This is a genomic window from Clostridium ljungdahlii (assembly GCF_001636845.1).
Classification (GTDB): domain Bacteria; phylum Bacillota; class Clostridia; order Clostridiales; family Clostridiaceae; genus Clostridium_B; species Clostridium_B ljungdahlii_A.
The window spans coordinates 222,933-242,277 of the sequence record NZ_LITT01000035.1 but is presented as its reverse complement, the minus strand read 5'-3'; the positions used below and the strand labels follow the sequence as shown (position 1 = coordinate 242,277).

The window sequence follows — 19,345 nt, the reverse complement described above, 5'->3', positions numbered from 1 at the left end:
GGGGGCTCTTTATGATTATAGATAAATTGTACGATGATGTTTTAAAAAAGGGAAATGTATGTGTGGGACTAGATACTGCATTAGAATATATACCAAAACATGTACTAAATTCACATGAAAATATAGAAGATACTGTATTTGAATTTAATAAAACTATAATAGACAGTACTTGCGATGTAGCTGCCTGTTATAAAGTACAAATTGCATACTATGAAGCCCTGGGTATGGAAGGACTCAGGGCCTATAGTAAAACCTTAAAGTATATAAGAAATAAGAAGGTTTTAACGATTGCAGATATCAAAAGAGGAGATATAGCAAAAACAGCAGAAATGTATGCAAAGGCACATTTTAAAGGCGAATTTGAAAGTGATTTCATAACCTTAAATCCTTATATGGGATTTGATACATTAGAACCTTACTTACCTTACATCGAGAATGACAATAAGGGAATGTTTGTGCTCATACGTACGTCAAATAGAGGAGCAGAAGATATTCAATACATAGATACTAAAGAAGATAAAAAACTTTACAATGTAGTAGGAGAAAAAGTAAATTTTCTTGGAAAGAAATATTTAGGAGAATGCGGCTACAGTTCCATAGGTGGGGTAATAGGGTGTACTCATCAGGAAGAGGGGGTACAGCTTAGGAGGAATCTAGACAGTGTATTTTTTTTAATACCTGGATATGGAGCCCAAGGTGGAACAGCACAAGACATTGCTGCTTATCTTAAAGAAGGCAATGGCGGTATAGTGAATTCTTCAAGGGGAATACTTCTAGCATATAGAAAAAGGAAAAACGGTGAAAAGAATTATGGAGAATGTGCTAGAGAAGAGTGTATTAGAATTAGAGATGATATATTTAAAATATCAAAAAATATTTAGAAATGGAGAATAAAGGTATTGAAAAACGAGTTAAGCTATACCACTGAAAAAGTATATAAAAATGAAAAAGCAGCTGAAGGTATTTATAAACTTGAAATTCAGGGAAAGTTTAAGGGCAAACCAGGGCAGTTTTATATGCTGAGATGTTGGAAACTAGAACCGCTGCTTTCAAGGCCTATAAGCATACATTATTTAGATACAAATAAAATAGTTTTCTTATATCAAGTAGTAGGGGAAGGTACTGAAAAGTTAAGCAGATTGAGAACTGGTGATGAAGTAAAACTTTTAGGGCCTTTAGGAAATGGATTTGATATAGAAAATTTGAAAACAAAAACTGCTATTATTACAGGAGGTATAGGAATTGCCCCAATGTTTTATCTTGCTCAAAGCATAAGAGAACAACATGAGAATTGCAAATTAGATCTTTATGCTGGGTTTAGAGATTGTGTGTATTCTATAGATAAATTTAAATCTTTTGTAGATGATATGCACATTTCTACAGAAACGGAAAGCCAGGGTACAAAGGGCTATGTAACTGATGAATTTAGACCTGAACTCTATGATACTGTATTATGCTGTGGACCGGGAGTTATGATGAAAAAAGTAATAGGTATGTGTAGAAAAAAGCAGGTAACCGTATATGTTTCAATGGAAAATCGTATGGCCTGTGGAGTGGGAGCATGTCTTGTATGTACTTGTAGTACTATTAAAGGTAATAAACGAGCATGCAAAGATGGACCAGTTTTCTTAGGAAGCGATATAGTACTGTAATGCTTTAAGGCGTTTTGAAGAAATAACTAGTCAGTATACTGGACTACTTTCTTTCAAATGCCTAAATATAGAAGGGGAAAGGAAGTTTAACCAATTGATAGATATATGCGGTGTGAATTTTAAAAATCCTGTAATCGGAGCATCTGGAACCTTTGGATTTGGTGAAGAATATAATCAAATTTATGATGTATCAAAATTGGGAGGAATATGTTCTAAGGGTCTTACATTAAAAAGGAAAGAAGGAAATGACGGCATAAGAAGCTATGAAACTAAATCAGGTATATTAAATAGTGTGGGACTTCAAAATCCAGGAGTAGAACATTTTATAAATTTTGAACTTCCTAAAATGAAAAAATTTGATACAGTTATTATAGCTAACATAGGTGGAAGTACTATAGATGATTATGTTGAATCTGTGGAGAAGCTAAGTAGTTCGGATGTGAACATTATAGAATTGAACATATCTTGCCCTAATGTAAAAAGTGGGGGTATGGCTTTTGGAATAAAATCAAAGGTAGCTTATAAAATAGTAAGTGCTGTAAGGAAAGTCTGCAAAAAACCACTTATGGTGAAATTATCTCCTAATGCTGAAGATATCGTAGATATGGCCTATAAGTGCTGCGAAGCAGGAGCGGATAGTTTATCCCTTGTAAATACATTTAAGGCTATGGCTGTAGATATTAAAAACAGGAAAGCAGTATTTAATAATATAACTGCTGGATTGTCAGGTCCGGCAATAAAACCTATTGCATTAAGAATGGTATATGAAGTTTCAAAAGCTGTAAAAGTTCCTGTAGTTGGAATAGGCGGAATAGTAAGCTTTCAAGATGCAATAGAATTTATAATGGCAGGAGCTTATGCAATCCAGGTAGGTACTGCAAACTTTATAAAACCAGATATATGTTTGGATATAATAGATGGTATAGAGAAATATATGAAAGATGAAAATATAAAAGATTTAAGTGAAATAAGAGGAATAATTTAGGAGGATAGTTATGGATAATTTAGTTATAAATACATTGAAAGAAGTGGGAGCACTTTTGGAAGGACATTTTTTACTTTCTTCAGGAAAACACAGTGACAGGTATTGTCAGTGTGCAAAGCTTTTACAGTATCCTGATAAGGCAAAAGATGTAATAGCAGTTATTGCAGACAAACTAAAGAATGTAGAATATGATAAAATAGTTGGACCTGCAATGGGTGGAATATTAGTTTCCTATGAACTTGCAAGGCAAACAGGTAAACCGGGAATATTTGCTGAAAGGCAAAATGAAAATATGACTATAAGAAGAGGATTTGAAATAAAAGAGGGAGAAAAAATTATAATTTCCGAAGATGTAGTAACTACAGGAAAATCTTCTTTAGAGGTTGCTAAGGTAATTCAGGAATTAGGTGGAGAGGTTGTAGGTATATGCTGCATAGTAGACAGAAGAGCGGAAGGTGTCAAAATAGAATACCCAATTTATAGTGCGGTAAAACTTAGTATAAATACTTATGATAAGGAAAATTGTCCTATGTGTAAGCAAGGACAAGAATATGTAAAGCCTGGAAGTAGAATATTCAAATAGGGGGAAAAAATCAATTCACAATTAAGGATAGATTTTCTGTTGTTACAGAAAAACTAAGAATTATAATATTTATGTTACTTAGTTTTTAGATTTTTCATAATACTCACGGAGAAAAACCTACCAAAATCGTCAACTGTGTATTGTGAATTTATTACTTAAATAGGCCTATTTCTATAGCACATTAACTGTGTTTTTAGGAATAGGCTTATTTAAGTAAATAGCTTAAATTTACCTTTCACAATTTTATGGAGTTTTACAAAAAATTATTACTATTTATAAGATTTTTGAGGTATAATAAGTAATGAATTCCTACAATATTATTTATTATGTACATGAAGGATTATAATGATTTTTCATTGCGTATAATTTTATATAATGGATAATCCTTTGGGAATATTAATCAGGGAATCACCACTTTTGTAATGGGTGATTTAACTTCCCATAGTTATTAATACTAAGTATAGGAGGAGTTTTTTAGTGGGTAAACCAAGTATTTTTAGCAAAGAATATGAAAAGAAAATGCAGCGGCATAAGAGAAATAAAGTTATACTTATTGTAGCATGTCTGATGGTAGCAGTGTTAGTTGTAGTTTACATAAGGGGAGCATTTAGAGATGTAGTAAAGGAAACAAGTAAAGTAAAGAACAATATTGTTTCTGAAAACAAACAGACAAAGAATAATGCAGATAGCCAAAAGTCATCTCAACCAAATACTCAAACTAAGTCTAAAGATGCAGCAAGTCAGAATTCATATAAAATAAAATTGAGTAGTGGAAAAGATGTAAGTTTAATATATCAAGGCAAGGGTAACGACAAAGTATTTAAGGCAGATAGCAGTGGTACATATGATGTAAGCCCATCAGGTAAGAATGCACTTTTATTTGATGATAAATCTCAGAGTATATTGTTAGTGGATGCAAATGGAAATAAGCAGGATATAACAAATCCACAGTATGTATCTACTACAGGAACTGTAATAGCAAAAGATTCTCAATTAACTAATAATCCAGGATATGTATGGTGTTCTTCACCTAAATTTATAGATGACAATAATATTGCCTATGTAAGTCAACTTCCATGGATTGGGAAAACAACAAAATACATGTGGATAGAAAGCTTGCAGAATAAAAATCATGTTATGGTTCAGAATATAGAAGGTGAAGATATAAAGTTTCAGGGAATAAGTGAAAAGGGACTTACGGCCATTGTAGATGGTAAAACTGTTTATTTAACGGCGTCAGGTTCCGTTACCCAGTAGAAGGTGAAGCCCTCTACTGGTTATTTTTGCGATGGAAACATGTGATAGTTTTGGAGGAATTATGGATATAGGATTGTCATCAGCTAGCTTTTACCCAAATGTAAATACGGAAAATAGTATAGCTTTGATGAAAAATTTAGGATTTAGTTTAGGAGAAATATTTTTAAACAGTATCAGTGAATATAGTGAAAGTTTTGGAGACATACTTTTGGAACAGAAATTAAAGAACAATTTTAACATAAATTCTGTTCATGCTTTTTCTTCTTCTTTTGAACCTAATCTGTTTGATGAATATAAGAGGAGAAGAAATGATGCATTTTTGCAGTTTAAACAAGTATGTAAACTAGCTAGAAAAGTTGGAGCTAAGTGCTATACGTTTCATGGAATGAAGCATAAAAAACTCTATAATGTAATTAACTATGATTTGGTTTTTGATGTTTATGATAAATTATTATATACAGCAGGAGAAGAAGGCATAAAGCTGTGTCAGGAAAATGTATTTTGGTGTATGTCAGGAAATATTGATTTTTTATATACACTTAGAGAAAAATATGAGGATTCCCTATACTTTACACTGGACATAAAGCAAGCTTATAGAGCCGGAAGGTTACCTGAAGAATATATAGATATTATGTCAGGAGCTATAGAAAATTTACATATAAACGATAGAAATTCAATAAGTTCATGTTTGCTTCCAGGTAAAGGCGATATAAATTATAAAGAGCTATTTTGTAAACTGCGGGAAGCAAATTATAATAAGGTTGGTATAATTGAAGTGTACAGTGACAATTATAAAAACTATGATGATTTAAAGAAATCTAAGGATTATATTGAAAAGTGTTTGTAAAAATTAAAAAAAACTATAAACTTTGAGATTTTTGGTATATAATTATAATACCAATTTTAATTCCCAATAATAAGAAATATATAGAGTAAAACTATGAATTTAGCTTTTACAATATAATTATTGTATGTATATCAAAATATTAGTTGAATTTTATAGTGCAATTATATAAAATATCAATATTGAGTTTTACAATTTAGGCAGTAAAGAAAGGCAATGCTCACATCATATAGGAATGTTTATAAATATATGGTATAATAGCATAGTTGATATAAGCATGTATAGTAATTAGTAGGAGGAATTTTATAAATGAATGTTAAGAAGGAAAAGATAGAAGAAAATGTTGTAAAATTGGAAATAACTGTAGAAGCAGAGAAATTTAATGAATCCATGAAAAAAGCATTTGCTAAAAATGCAAAAAAGTTTAATATACCTGGCTTTAGAAAAGGTAAAGCCCCTATGAATATAATAAAGAAGTACTATGGTGAAGGCGTATTTTATGAAGATGCAATAAATTTCTGTTGTGATGATACATATCCACAAGTCATTAAGGAAAATGATATAAAACCAGTAGATTATCCTGAAATTGATATAGTACAAATAGGAGAAGGAAAGGAATTCATATATACTGCAAAAATAGTTGTATTTCCTGAAGTTAAACTTGGAGAGTATAAGGGCTTAGAAGTTAAGAAAAATACATATGACGTAAAAGACGAAGAAGTAGAAGCAGAATTAAAGACAATGCAGCAAAAGAATGCTAGAATAGAAACCAAAGAAAGTGGAAGTATAGAAAAGGGAAATATAGCAGTAATAGATTTTAATGGATTTGTAGATGACAAAGAGTTTGAAGGTGGAGAAGGAAAGGATTATCAGTTAGAAATCGGATCTGGTACTTTCATAGATAATTTTGAAGATCAGCTAATTGGACTTAATGCTGGTGATTCAAAAGATGTTCATGTTACATTCCCTAAAGAATATGGAAGAGAAGAGCTAAATGGTAAAGAAGCTGTATTTAAAGTTACTGTTAAAGAAATAAAGATTAAGGAACTACCTGAATTAGATGATGAATTTGCTAAAGATATATCAGAATTTGATACTTTAGATAAAGTTAAAGAAGATATAAAGAATAAGAAAAAAGAAGCAAATGAACTTAGAACTAAAAGAGAATTTGAAGAAGCAGTTTTAGATAAAGTTTGCTCAAATACAGAAATCAACATACCAGAAGTTATGATAAAAAAAGAAGTAGATACTATGCTTAAAGATTTAGAATTGAGATTAAAATATCAGGGATTAGATCTTAAGACATATTATCAATATACAAATAATACTGAAGAAAAAGTAAGAGAATATATGAAAGAATCAGCAGAAAAAAGAGTAAGAACAGATTTAGTAATTGGTGAAATAGCAAAAGTAGAAAAAGTAGAAGCAACTGATGATGAACTTATGGAAAGAGCAAAAGAAATGGCTGCACAATATGGTAATAAAGAAGCAGAAAAAACTGCAAAAATAATTTTTAATAATCAAAAATCATATTTAGAGACAGATGTAGTTAATGAAAAAGTTGTAAAAATGTTAGTAGATAGTAGTAAAGCAACAGCATAGATTATATTTAAATTAATTGCCAGGAGCTTTTCTGGCAATTAGTTTAAAATAAAAAAATTCAAAGGGTTCATCCTTATAGGTTGATATAAATTAATTTTAATATATATTAATTGCCTTAAATGGTTATATAAGAGGAGGAGAGTTTATGAGTTTAGTACCAGTAGTTGTAGAACAAACAAGTAGAGGGGAAAGGTCTTACGATATTTATTCTAGGCTTTTAAAAGATAGAATAGTAATGCTGAGTGAAGAGGTTAATGATGTTTCAGCTAGTCTGGTAGTAGCACAGCTGTTATTCCTAGAAGCTGAAGACCCCGACAAAGATATATATCTTTATATAAACAGTCCAGGTGGATCAATAACCTCAGGAATGGCAATTTATGATACAATGCAGTATATAAAGTCAGATGTGTCCACTATATGTATAGGTATGGGAGCTTCCATGGGAGCATTTTTGCTTACAGCTGGTGCAAAAGGAAAGAGATTTGCACTTCCAAATGCAGAGATAATGATACATCAACCACTTGGAGGATTCCAGGGTCAGGCAACTGATATTGGAATTCATGCAAAAAGAATATTAGACATAAAGAAAAAGTTAAATACTATAATAAGTGAAAGAACAGGGCAGCCCCTGGAAAAAGTTGAAAAAGACACAGAGAGAGATAACTTTATGACAGCAGAAGAAGCAAAAGAATACGGATTGATAGATGAAGTTATTACCAAAAAGAAATAACCTTTAGTGAGGTGTGGAAATGGCCAAAAATGATGATAAAAAACAACTTAAATGCTCATTCTGCGGTAAAACACAAGATCAAGTTAGAAGATTAATTGCAGGACCAGGTGTATATATATGTGATGAATGTATAGAATTATGTTCTGAAATAATAAGTGATGAATTTGAAGAAGATGTTCAAATAGATATGACTTCTATACCTAAACCTGTAGAAATAAAAAATTACCTTGATCAATATGTAATAGGTCAGGAAGATGCAAAAAAATCACTGTCTGTAGCAGTGTATAATCACTATAAGAGAATAAATTCAAATAATCAAAATGATGATGTGGAACTTCAAAAAAGTAATATATTATTACTTGGTCCTACGGGATCAGGAAAAACATTGTTAGCTCAAACTTTAGCAAAATTTTTAAATGTACCTTTTGCTATTGCAGATGCGACTACTTTAACAGAAGCTGGCTATGTAGGTGAAGACGTAGAAAATATATTGTTAAAGCTTATACAAAATGCAGACTATGACATAGAAAGAGCTGAACATGGAATAGTATATATAGATGAGATAGATAAAATAGCAAGAAAGTCAGAAAATCCATCTATAACTAGAGATGTTTCAGGAGAAGGCGTACAGCAGGCACTGTTAAAGATATTAGAAGGTACAGTAGCTTCAGTGCCACCTCAAGGTGGTAGAAAACATCCGCATCAAGAATTTATTCAAATAAATACTACAAATATATTATTTATATGCGGTGGAGCTTTTGATGGTATAGACAATATAATAGAACGTAGAACTAGAGTAAGTACTTTAGGTTTTGGTGCAGAAATACAATCTAAAAAGGAAAAAGACATAGGAAAACTTTTAAAAGATATAATGCCTGGAGATCTTCTAAAGTTTGGACTTATACCAGAATTTGTAGGTAGAATTCCTATTATAGTAACTTTGGAGGCATTAGACAGGAGTGCTCTTGTAAGAATATTAAAGGAACCTAAAAATGCGCTGGTTAAACAGTATAAAAAGCTCTTTGAATTTGATGATGTGGAACTTGAATTTAAAGAAGATGCACTAGAAGCTATATCAGATGAAGCATTAAAGAGAAATACAGGAGCTAGAGGACTGAGAGCTATTATAGAGGAAACTATGAAGGATGTAATGTTTGATATACCTTCAAAAGAGGAAATAGCTAAAGTAATAATTGATAAGAATGCAGTGGATACAAAGAAGCCAGAACTTATAGAGGCAGAGGATGGAAAGAGGACGCCTATTAAATTAAAAAAATCAAGAACACGAAAGGGCCCTGAAACTGCATAGGTTATTAAAAAGAGAGTACTGGTTTCGGTACTCTCTTTTAAGCAATAGTTAAGTATATAAAATGCGGATATATGAATTTAAACTATTTAAAGTGAGGAGAGAAAGATGGATAAAAACTTAAAAGTTCTTCCTCTAATTCCATTGAGGGGTATTACTGTATTTCCATACATGGTTTTACATTTTGATGTAGGTAGGAAAAAATCCATACTTGCACTAGAAGAAGCTATGCTTGTAGATCAAAAAATATTTTTAACCGCTCAAAAAGAAGCTAAAATTGAAGAGCCAGAAGAAGAAGATATTTTTGAAACAGGTACCATTTGTAATATAAAACAAATATTGAAATTGCCGGGAGACACAGTTAGAGTACTTGTAGAAGGTGAAACAAGGGCAGTATTGAAAAAGTGTATAAGTAAAGATCCCTTTTTTAAAGTAGAAGTGGAGATTTTGGAAGATGTAGAAGAGTGCGATGACAATAAAAATTGCGAAGCCCTAGCTCGTACTATTAAAGATAAATTTGATGAATACATAAAATTATCTGGAAGTATACCAGTAGAAACTATAATAACCTTAGATGAATTAAATAATTGGGGAAGATTAGCTGATACTGTAAGTTCATATTTAATGCTAAAGCAAGAAAAAAGACAGGAAATTCTGGAATGCTATGACATAGAAGAAAGACTTAAAAAGCTTTTAAGCGTACTCGTAAATGAAATAGAAATTTTAAAGTTAGAAAGAAAAATAGGAGTAAAAGTAAAAAATAAGATAGATAAAGTTCAAAAGGAATATTATTTAAAGGAACAACTAAAGGCAATACAAGAAGAACTTGGTGAAGATGACGAAGATAAAAAGGAAATGAAAAGGTATAAAAACAAAATAAGTAAAGCAAAACTTCCTAAAGATGTTAAAGATAAGGCATTGTATGAATTAGATAGATTAAAAAATACAGGTACCTATTCTGCAGAAGGTGGAGTAATAAGGACTTATTTGGATTGGATACTTGATTTACCTTGGAATGCTCAGACTAAGGATAATTTAGAAATAAAGTCTGTTAGAGAAATACTTGAAAAAGAACATTATGGATTAAAAGATGTTAAAGATAGAATAATTGAATATCTAGCAGCTAAAAAAATGAGTAAATCACTTAAAGGTCCAATACTATGTCTTGTAGGACCTCCTGGAGTTGGAAAAACTTCTATTGCAAAGTCTATAGCTCATGCTTTAAATAGAAATTTTGTAAGGATGTCCCTTGGAGGAGTAAGGGATGAAGCTGAGATAAGAGGACATAGGAAGACCTATGTAGGGGCCATTCCAGGAAGAATAATATATGGAATGAAACAGGCCAAATCTAAAAATCCACTATTTTTATTAGACGAAATAGATAAGATGAGTGGTGACTTTAGAGGAGATCCTGCAGATGCTCTTCTGGAAGTATTGGATAGTGAGCAAAACAGTACATTTAGAGACCATTATCTTGAGTTAGATTTTGATTTGTCAAATGTAATGTTTATAACTACTGCAAATACCCTTGAAACTGTTCCAAGACCACTTTTTGATAGGATGGAAGTAATAGAGGTATCTGGGTATACTAGTGAAGAAAAACTCCATATATGTAAAGAACATCTTATACCTAAAGAGTTAGAACAAAATGGAGTAGTGGATAATGAAATTATTTTTTCGGATTCAGCTATATACAATCTAATAGACAATTACACTAGAGAATCAGGCGTTAGGAGTCTTGAGAGGAGAGTTGCATCCATTATAAGAAAAGCAATAGCAGAGATTATGGAAAAGGGCAAAAAAAATATAAATGTTACTGTAACTAAAGTGAAATCTTACCTTGGACCTGAAATATTTACTTATGATAAGGTAGATAAGGAAGATAAAGTAGGAGTAGTTACGGGAATGGCATGGACAGGATATGGAGGAGATACTCTTCCTATAGAAGTAAGCGTAATGCCTGGAAATGGTAAGCTGCAATTAACAGGCCAACTTGGTGATGTGATGAAAGAATCAGCTAAAACTGGGTACAGTTATATAAGGGCTAATTCCCATAAGTATGGAATAGAAAGTGGATTTTATAAAAACTATGATTTGCATATACATGTTCCAGAAGGTGCAGTACCAAAAGATGGACCTTCTGCAGGAGTTACTATGGTTACTGCAATGATATCCGCACTTAACAAAAATAAGGTAAAACACAATGTAGCTATGACTGGAGAGATAACATTAACGGGAAGGGTTCTTCCTATAGGTGGATTAAAGGAAAAGAGTCTTGCAGCGTATAGGGCAGGTATAGATACGGTTATAATACCTATGGAAAACGAAAAAGACCTTTTGAAAATTCCAAAGACAGTTAAAAGCAAATTGAAATATATACTTGCAGATAATATAGATACTGTACTTGAAAATGCAATCTTAAGAGATAATTAAGAGGGGTATTATTTATGGAAATAAAACAGTCAGAATTTATAATTTCAGCAGTAAGTCCTAGACAATATCCTGTGGATAACAGAGTGGAAGTAGCTTTTGTGGGTAGATCTAATGTAGGAAAGTCTTCACTTATAAATACTTTAACAAATAGAAAAAAGCTAGTTAAGGTTAGTGCTACACCCGGGAAAACCAGGCAAATAAATTTTTTCTTAATAAATAATGACTTTTATCTTGTAGATCTGCCTGGATATGGTTATGCAAAAGTTTCCAAGAAGGAAAAGGAAAGTTGGGGAAGCATAATAGAAAAGTATTTAAATGCTAGACAGCAATTAAAAAAGATAGTGCTTATTTTAGATTGCAGGCATAAACCAACAGCTGATGACATAACTATGTATAAGTGGATTAAGCACTACAACTATGATATTGCTATTGTAGCTACTAAAATTGATAAGGTGTCTAAGAATCAACTGTCTAAGAATTTAAAAATTATAAGAGATACTTTAGAAATGAGTGGGGAAGATGAGATTTTAACTTTTTCTGCATTAAATAAGCAAGGAAAAGAGAAAATTTTAGAAGTTTTGGAGTCTACAATAAGTTCTTATTAAAGATAAAATATTAGTGCAGGATTCATAGAATAAAATTTAAGTTGAGGCAAGCAAATAATAGCAAGGAGAAATTAGCCATGTTTAGATTGGATATTATAAAGGATGTCCTTGTATTTTCAATTGTATATGTACCACCATTTTTAGTGTTTTCGAAATTTTGGAGGGATAAAAAGAAGAGTAATTTACTATTGGTGTTGATTGGAATAGCTTATGTAATTACCTGTATATTTACGGAAAACTTTATACCTTTCGTATTTGTACTTTTAAATATGAGATATTTAAAACATAGGGATGGACCATATGAATTTGATATAAGAAGATTTAAATTTTTTAAAGCTTTAGCAGCAGTAGTGGTATTTTATTTGATAACTGTAGGTATATCTATAACTGAAACTATTATACTTTCTAATTTTAGGGTTGAATTAAAACAGCAGGATATAGTTACACATATGGCTAATATGCCTTTAAACAAATTTTTGATAATGGTACCTGTAGTTATAATATTTGCACCTATACTTGAGGAATTTGTATTTAGATGGCTTTTATTTAAAAAAATATTTACTAAGAGAATGGGAGTATATCTGGCCGCAATTTTGAGTAGCTTAATATTTGCAGTAATTCATTTTAGTTTAAATGCATTCCCTATAATATTATGGATTGGCATTTATAATTGCTATTTAATAAATAAAAAGGGATACTGGTATGCAGTGTTCAATCATTGTGCATTTAATTCAGTAACAGTGGCAGCACTTTTACTGCAAAAACTTAATATGATGTAATCATGTAAAAATACTATCAAATTAGTTAATTTGATAGTATTTTTTAAATGAAAAAGTAATTTAATTATTTTTTATTATTATTATTGGAATTCATAAAACTATTTAATATTTTAGCTGCATCTGGAGAATTTTGAAGTTGTCTTACTGCATCTAATATCTCGTTTTTCCCACTGCTATTGTCTTCCGTTTGAGACAATTTCTTTTCCAATTCTGCAAGTTGAGAGTTTATATTGGATTGATTAAACTCAGGCACATTGTTTTTCTTGGAAATATCCCCTAAATTTAGATTGCTCAACATTGCACCTAATTGGTCATTGGAAGAGTTTCTGGAGTTACCACCTAGGGCAGATATTATTGAGACAAGTTGAGTTATATCTATATTATTTAGAATATCACCTAAATTGAAACCAGTATTGTAATTTTTGCGATGGTGTTTTGACATCATATTCACCCCTTATTTTTAAGTAAATAGATTTGTATTTATTTAAATTAAACATAATTAATTTATAATATATATTATTCATAGGTAAAAAAATTGATACTAAAATTAAAGCTTATAGCTAAAATTCTAGATTAAACCAAAACAAGTTTAATTTAGAATAAAGTTTTACTAAAAAATTTATAAAAAGTAACGATATAAATTATTATAAATAGTAAATATATTGGAGGTAAGGACTATGTCTAAAATTTCTAATTTATTAGAAATTATAATAATGCTGCAATATAAAGGTTTAACTACTGCATCAGAATTATCTGAAATTTTGGAAGTGGATAAGAAAACCATATATAGATATATAAGGAATTTAAATGAAGCAAGTGTACCTATATATACAATAAAAGGAAGAAATGGTGGATTTTATATAGACCAAAATTTTTATATAAAACCTTCCAACCTAAGTGAAAATGAACTAGAAGCTCTTCTTATGGCGGAGGAAATACTTACATCAAAAAATGGTTTTGTGTATGAAAAGGATTTAAAAAATGCGATTTTTAAAGTAAAAAGCATAAATGTAAATAAAAATAAGGATTTAAGTAAAATAAATAGTAATAAGAATTTCTCGATAAATTATGTGGGAAGTATGGAGAATTTAGAAGACAAGATATCTAAGATAAATTATTCTATGAGCAGGGGGAGAAGTTTAAGTATAAATTATTTTTCAGTAAATAAAAATAATTTAACTATGAGAAAAATAGATCCCTACGATTTGATATTTAAAGAAGGAGATTGGTATATAATAGGGTATTGCCATATGAAAGGTGATATACGCAGCTTTAAGCTAAATAGAGTAAAAAATTTGAAAATTAGTAAAGATATATATATGAGACCTCACACATTTTCACTAAAAGAATATTTGGACAAGAACTGGGGTATATTTATGGGCGATAAAATAAAGGTAGTAATAAAATTTAGCGAAAAGGAAGCTGCTTTTATAAAAGATACTACATGGCATATACATCAGCATATAGACCAACTTAAAGGGGGGAAAATACTTTTTACTATATACTTGAATGAATTGGAAGATATTAAAAAATGGATACTGAGCTTTGGAAAAAATGCGGAAGTAATTGAACCTATAGAGCTTAGAAAGAATATAAAGAAAGAATTAGAAGAATTGTATAAAAGATATTAAAAATTTTAATTTTTATGAATAATTTGTTCAGAATGGGACATTATAATAAATGTAATTAGGAGATTTAAATCTCCTAGCATCAAGTAATAAAAATGTTATTTGATGTAATAACCCCCCATCCCCCTTGGGACCGCGTGAACGGTCCCTTTTTTATTTAATTCTATACATAGATGCAATTTTAAAATGGTATTTTTTTTCACTACTTTTATCAGGTAAGAGAGTTAAATTTAGAGTATAATTTTTTACTATGTTTGTATCTGTGTTAGAGATAGCTTTAAAATTTAATGTCCAGGATAACTCAGAGGTATTTCCATTTGCATCACATTTATTTTCCATGAACAGTGCATCCTGAAATACATAGGAGTTGTTTTCGCCGGACATGTTACCTATTAGAGACATATTTTCATTGGATATGCTAGAATAAAATATGTCTTTAGGCTTGTAGGATTCACTTTGAGGAAGCCCCTGAATTAATTTAATAAATGCGCATATAGTATCCTTTCCCATAAAAGTACTGTCACTCTCATAATTGTAATTTTTAAATTTATAGTTTAAAAAAATGTAATTTGAAAGTGTCATGTTGTCTCCTTGAAATTTACCAGATATTACTTTTGGTGTCTTGTTGTTTTTACAGTCTATAAATCCCAATATGTTATTATAATTTGAAAATATATTATCAAATTTGTTATTATTGAATGTAAAAATACGTTGGACTGGTTTATTTGCAATGGAACCTTGTACAAATATTTCAGGAATCTTATTTCTGGATACATCCATAAGAATTATTCTAATGGGCCAATAAGGAGAATAACTTTCTATTGTAGGGGAATTTCTATCTGTTTGAAAATTAAAAGACTTATCTCCAATTATTACTTTCATTGAATATTTATTTTCATTGCGCACAATAGATAATATATCATCTTTTCCATCACCATTAAAATCTGCTTTTATCTTTTTATTATTTGAAATAGTGTTAAATGAAGGAGAAGAGCTTCTGGATACTATAAAAATTATGACCGCTGATATAAATATCAATAATAATATAAAAAAGTAGATATATTTTTTCTTTAGAAATATTATCCTAAATTTCATAAATTTCACCTCCACTTAATTATATGAATGTATTATATATTTAATTATTATGTACAAAATAAATTTATAGAAAAAGAGCTTAAATTATATTTAAAGGAGATGATAGAATTTATGCTCAAAAATAAGACAATTACATTTTTATTAATGATAATATTGTTATTTAATTTATCTGCATGTGGGAAAAATACAGAGACACTCAAAAAAAATAGACAGATAAATATATATATAGGTGTAAAGGATAAAGAATCTTTAAATATAATAAAGTTTTTAACAGACGAATATAAAAAGAAAAATCCTAAAGTAAAGGTAAACATAAATAATGCTATAGGGGAAAAAGTGGATGAAAATGTAAGTGAATCCAGTGACATAGATATTGTAATTGCTTCAAGAAATGACATGCTAAAGTTAGTCAGAAAAGGACTTTTAGCGGATATGGGAAATATGTATGAACAAAATAAATTAACTGATAAATATTATACTTCAGTAAAATCTTATGGTAGATTTAATGATAGATATTATGGAATTGCTGTAATGCCTTATACTATAGAGATACTCTGCAATAAAAGTGCCTTCGATAAATTAGACCTAAAAATGCCAAATAGTATAGATGAATTTAATGCTTCTTTGAAGACAATGAACTCTAAATCAATGAGAGTACCTGTAGTTCTTAATGAAGGAATGGATATTAATAATACTCTATTTTCTATCATATCAAGCAATACAATTACTATGAAGAAACTTGAAAATATATATGACAGCGGACCTTCTGCATACAAAAAGTTAACTGAGGTTCAAAAAAGTTTCGATTTGTTAAATGATCTTGTAAAAAATGGATCTATAAACAAGGATACTTTTGAGATAGGAAATGAATCAAGTTTAAAAAAGTTTGATAAAGGAGACATTCCAGTAATAATAGCATCTTCATATTATGTGAACAATTTAAAAAGTAAAAATATAAAATGCTTTGAGTATTATAGCCCAAATTCTAAAAGTCAGTTAAAAGTTCCAATTATGTCAGATGCCATAATGAGTGTTCTTATAAGTAGTAAGAATACAGAAGAGACAAACGAATTTATAAAGTTTGCATTTGGAAAAGATCCTCAGAAAAAATTAAATGACAAAGGTTTTGTAACAGGATTTAAAAGCTCAGACATTCCAAAAGATGGTATAAAGAAGTGTGTAATAATCCACTTAGAAAACAGCACGGAAGACAACATAGCATTTATATATAATGTACCAGAAAGCTTTAAAAATAATATATCAAGCAAGGTTGACAGTATACTTTCTGGAAAATACACTAAAAATGAATGGAATGAAGTAGTAGATGAATCCTCCTAAAAATGGGCAGTTATCTTAATTATGAAAGGTAACTGCCCTAGATTTTTGATGCTTACGAGCATTATTCTTTAGAGTTTTTTTGGCAGTCTTTACATATTCCATAAAAATAAACCTGGTTACTCAATACTTCGTAGTCAACACAATCTTTGATTTTATCATTTAAACTAGCAAAACAAATTCCTTCTACGTCATCTACTTTCTCACAAACTATACACTGTATATGAGAATGAGGATGAACATTTCCATCATATCTAAAGTTACCTTCTCCTATATTGATTTCCTGTACTAAGTTTACGTCAACTAAAGTTTTTAAAGCTTTATAAACAGTTGCTAGGCTCATAGTAGGATATTCTAGTTGAAGGGCCTTATATATGGTTTCAGCCGAAGGATGCTTCTTGGTAGATTGTAGATATTTGTATACAGCAATACGCTGTGGAGTAAGTTTTAGCTTTTTTTCTCTAAAAATAGAAGTTAAATTATCCATATGCACCATCCTTATTATATAATCTACTCTACTATATAATAAAAATTATTAGTTGTCAAAGCCAAATTTATGGTAGTTACTGCAATGAATGCTAGATGTTTATATTTATCAAGATAATAAATATATAACAGTTAAGAAATATACAATACGTAACTGTAACAAAATGATCATAAATTAATAAAAGGTTATAAAAAGTATACATTATATTAAAAAAGACTTGATTATTGAGAAAATTATGGTATTATTAACTTATAAAAGTTAATAAATTAACATACTTTATACCTATTTCTCATTTAAAATAAGAGAGAAGATTTTCCCTCTTATTTTTTTACATTATCCTTAGAATTTGTATATTTTACTCAAATATTATATAATAACTAAGGTAAGTTAGCGTGCATTGCTGGCTTTATGCAGGAGGGTAAAACTCATGAATATTTATTTTGTAAGACATGGACAGACAAATGAAAATAATAATAAATATTATTACGGAAGACTTGACGTACCTTTAAATGAAAAGGGTTTAGGTCAGGCTGAACAGACAAAAAAACTTTTAAGTAATATAGAATTTGATAATGTTTATGTAAGTGACAGAAAACGAGCATCTCAGACAGCTAAGATAATTTTAGAAGATAATTCTAGGAAGATTATTATAGATGAAAGATTAAATGAGATGAATCTTGGAAAGTTTGAAGGTAAAAATTATAAAGAAATAATGAAACTTTACCCTGAAGAATGGAAAAAGTGGAGTAACGATTGGAAAAGTGTATCACCACCAGAAGGAGAAAGTTACGTTGAATTTTATTCTAGAGTAAAAAGCTTTATGGATGATATTTTAAAGTTAGACAAAGATAACGTTTTGATAGTTACTCACAGCGGTGTTATAAGATCAGTTTATTGTTATGTTTTAAATGGCATACTGGATTTCTTCTGGAAATTTGCTTCAAAAAATGGAGACGTTACTCTAGTTAAGTATGAATATAGTAATCTATTTATAGATAGTATCACCCACGTTAATACATAAAATTGATTGCAATTTTATCCGATGACTACCTGCTCTAATACTGCCACTTTTCCAAGTGGCAGTAAAGAGCAGCTACGTCCCTGGATAACGATTTTTCCTAAAGGATAACGCCTTCTAAGTGCTGAAGCACTAAGAATCCTGTTAATAAGCATCAGGTGGAGTCAAAACTCCATCTGATGCCAAGAACTCTGTTTATATCAAATATACTATAGATTATACTAGGGGGAATTACTTTGAAGAATTTAATAAATGATTTCTTTTTAATGGTTCAATTTATGACTAGAATTCCAATTAATAAAAGCTTCTCTTGTGAACAAGAAAATTTTAGGAGAGGCACTGTCTTTATGCCAGTCATAGGACTATTGGTAGGGGGGATTCAATGGATAGTGTACAAACTATGTATAATGGTACTCCCTGTAAATGTAAGTGTAGCTATCATACTTTTACTGGGTATAATGCTTACGGGTGCACTGCATTTAGATGGACTAGGAGACATGAGTGATGGTTTTTTTGCCTTTAAAGGTAATGACAAAATTATAGAGATAATGAAAGACAGCAGAATAGGAACTTATGCGTGTGCTACTATAGTTATGGACATAATATTAAAATACAGTCTCCTTTGTTCTATAGTGCCTATATTTTCTTTTATAATAATAGCTGCACCTGTTATAGGTAGATTTTCAATAGTATTTATAGCTTTTATAGGTAGAACGGCTAAGAAAACAGGAACAGGAAATTTCTTTATAGGCAATATAGGAAAGCTTCAGATGTTTTTAGCACTTGTTGTAACTGTTGCCATTCTGTTTTGCATCTGTGGTATGAATCCAAAGTATATTGTTGTAATGATATTTGCTGCTTTAATTATGGCAATTTTAATAAATGTATTTTGCAACAAAAAAATTGGAGGCCTTACAGGGGACTTATTTGGTGCAGATAATGAAATGGTAGAAATACTTACTATGCTCATAGCTTCTGTTATAATTACTAAGGTATTATAAACAGG

20 protein-coding genes are annotated in these 19,345 nt (G+C 30.1%); 16 read left to right on the top strand and 4 right to left on the bottom strand.

The features are described from left to right. Window positions 1–11: 11 nt before the first annotated feature. The 12 genes from pyrF (at window position 12) to WY13_RS13580 (ending at window position 12,776) form a co-directional block, all read left to right on the top strand. On the top strand, window positions 12–881 hold the full coding sequence (gene pyrF, locus WY13_RS13635) for an orotidine-5'-phosphate decarboxylase (protein WP_063556174.1): 870 nt from the start codon (window positions 12–14) through the stop codon (window positions 879–881). An 18-nt stretch (window positions 882–899) separates the two neighbouring features. Continuing rightward, window positions 900–1,652, top strand: a complete 753-nt coding sequence (locus tag WY13_RS13630) for a dihydroorotate dehydrogenase electron transfer subunit (RefSeq protein ID WP_063556173.1) — start codon at window positions 900–902, stop codon at window positions 1,650–1,652. A gap of 94 nt (window positions 1,653–1,746) precedes the next feature. Then, window positions 1,747–2,637, top strand: a complete 891-nt coding sequence (locus WY13_RS13625; RefSeq protein ID WP_063556172.1) for a dihydroorotate dehydrogenase — start codon at window positions 1,747–1,749, stop codon at window positions 2,635–2,637. Between the two features lie 10 nt (window positions 2,638–2,647). Beyond that, a complete protein-coding gene (pyrE, locus tag WY13_RS13620; RefSeq protein WP_063556171.1) occupies window positions 2,648–3,220 on the top strand; it encodes an orotate phosphoribosyltransferase in 573 nt (190 codons plus the stop codon). Between the two features lie 477 nt (window positions 3,221–3,697). Further along, the gene (locus WY13_RS13615) at window positions 3,698–4,477 is read left to right on the top strand and encodes a hypothetical protein (RefSeq protein ID WP_082848511.1); all 780 of its coding nucleotides are present in this window, start codon (window positions 3,698–3,700) and stop codon (window positions 4,475–4,477) included. Window positions 4,478–4,538: 61 nt separating this feature from the next. Next, window positions 4,539–5,324, top strand: a complete 786-nt coding sequence (locus tag WY13_RS13610; protein ID WP_063556170.1) for a sugar phosphate isomerase/epimerase family protein — start codon at window positions 4,539–4,541, stop codon at window positions 5,322–5,324. Between the two features lie 306 nt (window positions 5,325–5,630). Then, window positions 5,631–6,923 carry a trigger factor gene (tig, locus tag WY13_RS13605; RefSeq protein WP_063556169.1) on the top strand — a complete coding sequence of 431 codons (1,293 nt, stop codon included), beginning with the start codon at window positions 5,631–5,633 and terminating at the stop codon, window positions 6,921–6,923. 145 nt (window positions 6,924–7,068) lie between these two features. Continuing rightward, a complete protein-coding gene (clpP, locus tag WY13_RS13600; RefSeq protein WP_013240188.1) occupies window positions 7,069–7,653 on the top strand; it encodes an ATP-dependent Clp endopeptidase proteolytic subunit ClpP in 585 nt (194 codons plus the stop codon). Window positions 7,654–7,672: 19 nt separating this feature from the next. Then, complete coding sequence (gene clpX, locus WY13_RS13595; protein ID WP_063556168.1) at window positions 7,673–8,962, top strand: ATP-dependent Clp protease ATP-binding subunit ClpX; 1,290 nt, start codon at window positions 7,673–7,675, stop codon at window positions 8,960–8,962. 105 nt (window positions 8,963–9,067) lie between these two features. Continuing rightward, complete coding sequence (gene lon, locus WY13_RS13590; RefSeq protein ID WP_063556167.1) at window positions 9,068–11,392, top strand: endopeptidase La; 2,325 nt, start codon at window positions 9,068–9,070, stop codon at window positions 11,390–11,392. A 14-nt stretch (window positions 11,393–11,406) separates the two neighbouring features. Next, window positions 11,407–11,997, top strand: coding sequence for a ribosome biogenesis GTP-binding protein YihA/YsxC (gene yihA / locus WY13_RS13585; protein WP_063556166.1), 591 nt, complete (start codon window positions 11,407–11,409; stop codon window positions 11,995–11,997). A gap of 77 nt (window positions 11,998–12,074) precedes the next feature. Then, window positions 12,075–12,776: a CPBP family intramembrane glutamic endopeptidase gene (locus tag WY13_RS13580; protein WP_063556165.1), complete on the top strand. Its 702-nt coding sequence runs from the start codon at window positions 12,075–12,077 to the stop codon at window positions 12,774–12,776. 64 nt (window positions 12,777–12,840) lie between these two features. On the opposite strand, the gene WY13_RS13575 is transcribed toward WY13_RS13580, so the two are convergent. Further along, entirely contained in the window at window positions 12,841–13,218 is a 378-nt protein-coding gene (locus tag WY13_RS13575; RefSeq protein WP_063556164.1) for a hypothetical protein, read from the bottom strand. A 235-nt stretch (window positions 13,219–13,453) separates the two neighbouring features. Here WY13_RS13575 and WY13_RS13570 point away from each other — a divergent pair, with 235 nt between their 5' ends. Next, window positions 13,454–14,407 carry a helix-turn-helix transcriptional regulator gene (locus WY13_RS13570; protein WP_063556163.1) on the top strand — a complete coding sequence of 318 codons (954 nt, stop codon included), beginning with the start codon at window positions 13,454–13,456 and terminating at the stop codon, window positions 14,405–14,407. 150 nt (window positions 14,408–14,557) lie between these two features. Here the strand turns inward: WY13_RS13570 and WY13_RS13565 are convergent, their stop codons facing one another. After that, a complete protein-coding gene (locus WY13_RS13565; protein ID WP_063556162.1) occupies window positions 14,558–15,499 on the bottom strand; it encodes an FG-GAP repeat domain-containing protein in 942 nt (313 codons plus the stop codon). Window positions 15,500–15,610: 111 nt separating this feature from the next. On the opposite strand from WY13_RS13565, the gene WY13_RS13560 reads away from it, so the two are divergent. Next, window positions 15,611–16,837 carry an ABC transporter substrate-binding protein gene (locus WY13_RS13560; RefSeq protein ID WP_063556161.1) on the top strand — a complete coding sequence of 409 codons (1,227 nt, stop codon included), beginning with the start codon at window positions 15,611–15,613 and terminating at the stop codon, window positions 16,835–16,837. Between the two features lie 61 nt (window positions 16,838–16,898). Here WY13_RS13560 and WY13_RS13555 read toward each other — a convergent pair whose 3' ends face one another. Then, entirely contained in the window at window positions 16,899–17,321 is a 423-nt protein-coding gene (locus WY13_RS13555) for a Fur family transcriptional regulator (RefSeq protein WP_063556160.1), read from the bottom strand. A gap of 427 nt (window positions 17,322–17,748) precedes the next feature. Here WY13_RS13555 and cobC point away from each other — a divergent pair, with 427 nt between their 5' ends. Next, a complete protein-coding gene (gene cobC, locus WY13_RS13550) occupies window positions 17,749–18,342 on the top strand; it encodes an alpha-ribazole phosphatase (protein ID WP_063556159.1) in 594 nt (197 codons plus the stop codon). Window positions 18,343–18,356: 14 nt separating this feature from the next. Here cobC and WY13_RS21550 read toward each other — a convergent pair whose 3' ends face one another. After that, the gene (locus WY13_RS21550) at window positions 18,357–18,494 is read right to left on the bottom strand and encodes a hypothetical protein (protein ID WP_204377966.1); all 138 of its coding nucleotides are present in this window, start codon (window positions 18,492–18,494) and stop codon (window positions 18,357–18,359) included. 81 nt (window positions 18,495–18,575) lie between these two features. On the opposite strand from WY13_RS21550, the gene cobS reads away from it, so the two are divergent. Further along, the gene (cobS, locus tag WY13_RS13545; protein ID WP_063556158.1) at window positions 18,576–19,340 is read left to right on the top strand and encodes an adenosylcobinamide-GDP ribazoletransferase; all 765 of its coding nucleotides are present in this window, start codon (window positions 18,576–18,578) and stop codon (window positions 19,338–19,340) included. Window positions 19,341–19,345 lie beyond the last annotated feature (5 nt).

Coding starts and splice junctions, on each gene's coding strand:
- WY13_RS13575 (WP_063556164.1), bottom strand. CDS start 13,218: ATGTCAAAACACCATCGCAAAAATTACAATACTGGTTTCAATTTAGGT.
- WY13_RS13570 (WP_063556163.1), top strand. CDS start 13,454: ATGTCTAAAATTTCTAATTTATTAGAAATTATAATAATGCTGCAATAT.
- WY13_RS13555 (WP_063556160.1), bottom strand. CDS start 17,321: ATGGATAATTTAACTTCTATTTTTAGAGAAAAAAAGCTAAAACTTACT.
- tig (WP_063556169.1), top strand. CDS start 5,631: ATGAATGTTAAGAAGGAAAAGATAGAAGAAAATGTTGTAAAATTGGAA.
- WY13_RS13565 (WP_063556162.1), bottom strand. CDS start 15,499: ATGAAATTTAGGATAATATTTCTAAAGAAAAAATATATCTACTTTTTT.
- pyrF (WP_063556174.1), top strand. CDS start 12: ATGATTATAGATAAATTGTACGATGATGTTTTAAAAAAGGGAAATGTA.
- WY13_RS13610 (WP_063556170.1), top strand. CDS start 4,539: ATGGATATAGGATTGTCATCAGCTAGCTTTTACCCAAATGTAAATACG.
- cobC (WP_063556159.1), top strand. CDS start 17,749: ATGAATATTTATTTTGTAAGACATGGACAGACAAATGAAAATAATAAT.
- pyrE (WP_063556171.1), top strand. CDS start 2,648: ATGGATAATTTAGTTATAAATACATTGAAAGAAGTGGGAGCACTTTTG.
- WY13_RS13580 (WP_063556165.1), top strand. CDS start 12,075: ATGTTTAGATTGGATATTATAAAGGATGTCCTTGTATTTTCAATTGTA.
- clpP (WP_013240188.1), top strand. CDS start 7,069: ATGAGTTTAGTACCAGTAGTTGTAGAACAAACAAGTAGAGGGGAAAGG.
- yihA (WP_063556166.1), top strand. CDS start 11,407: ATGGAAATAAAACAGTCAGAATTTATAATTTCAGCAGTAAGTCCTAGA.
- clpX (WP_063556168.1), top strand. CDS start 7,673: ATGGCCAAAAATGATGATAAAAAACAACTTAAATGCTCATTCTGCGGT.
- lon (WP_063556167.1), top strand. CDS start 9,068: ATGGATAAAAACTTAAAAGTTCTTCCTCTAATTCCATTGAGGGGTATT.
- WY13_RS13560 (WP_063556161.1), top strand. CDS start 15,611: ATGCTCAAAAATAAGACAATTACATTTTTATTAATGATAATATTGTTA.
- WY13_RS21550 (WP_204377966.1), bottom strand. CDS start 18,494: ATGCTTATTAACAGGATTCTTAGTGCTTCAGCACTTAGAAGGCGTTAT.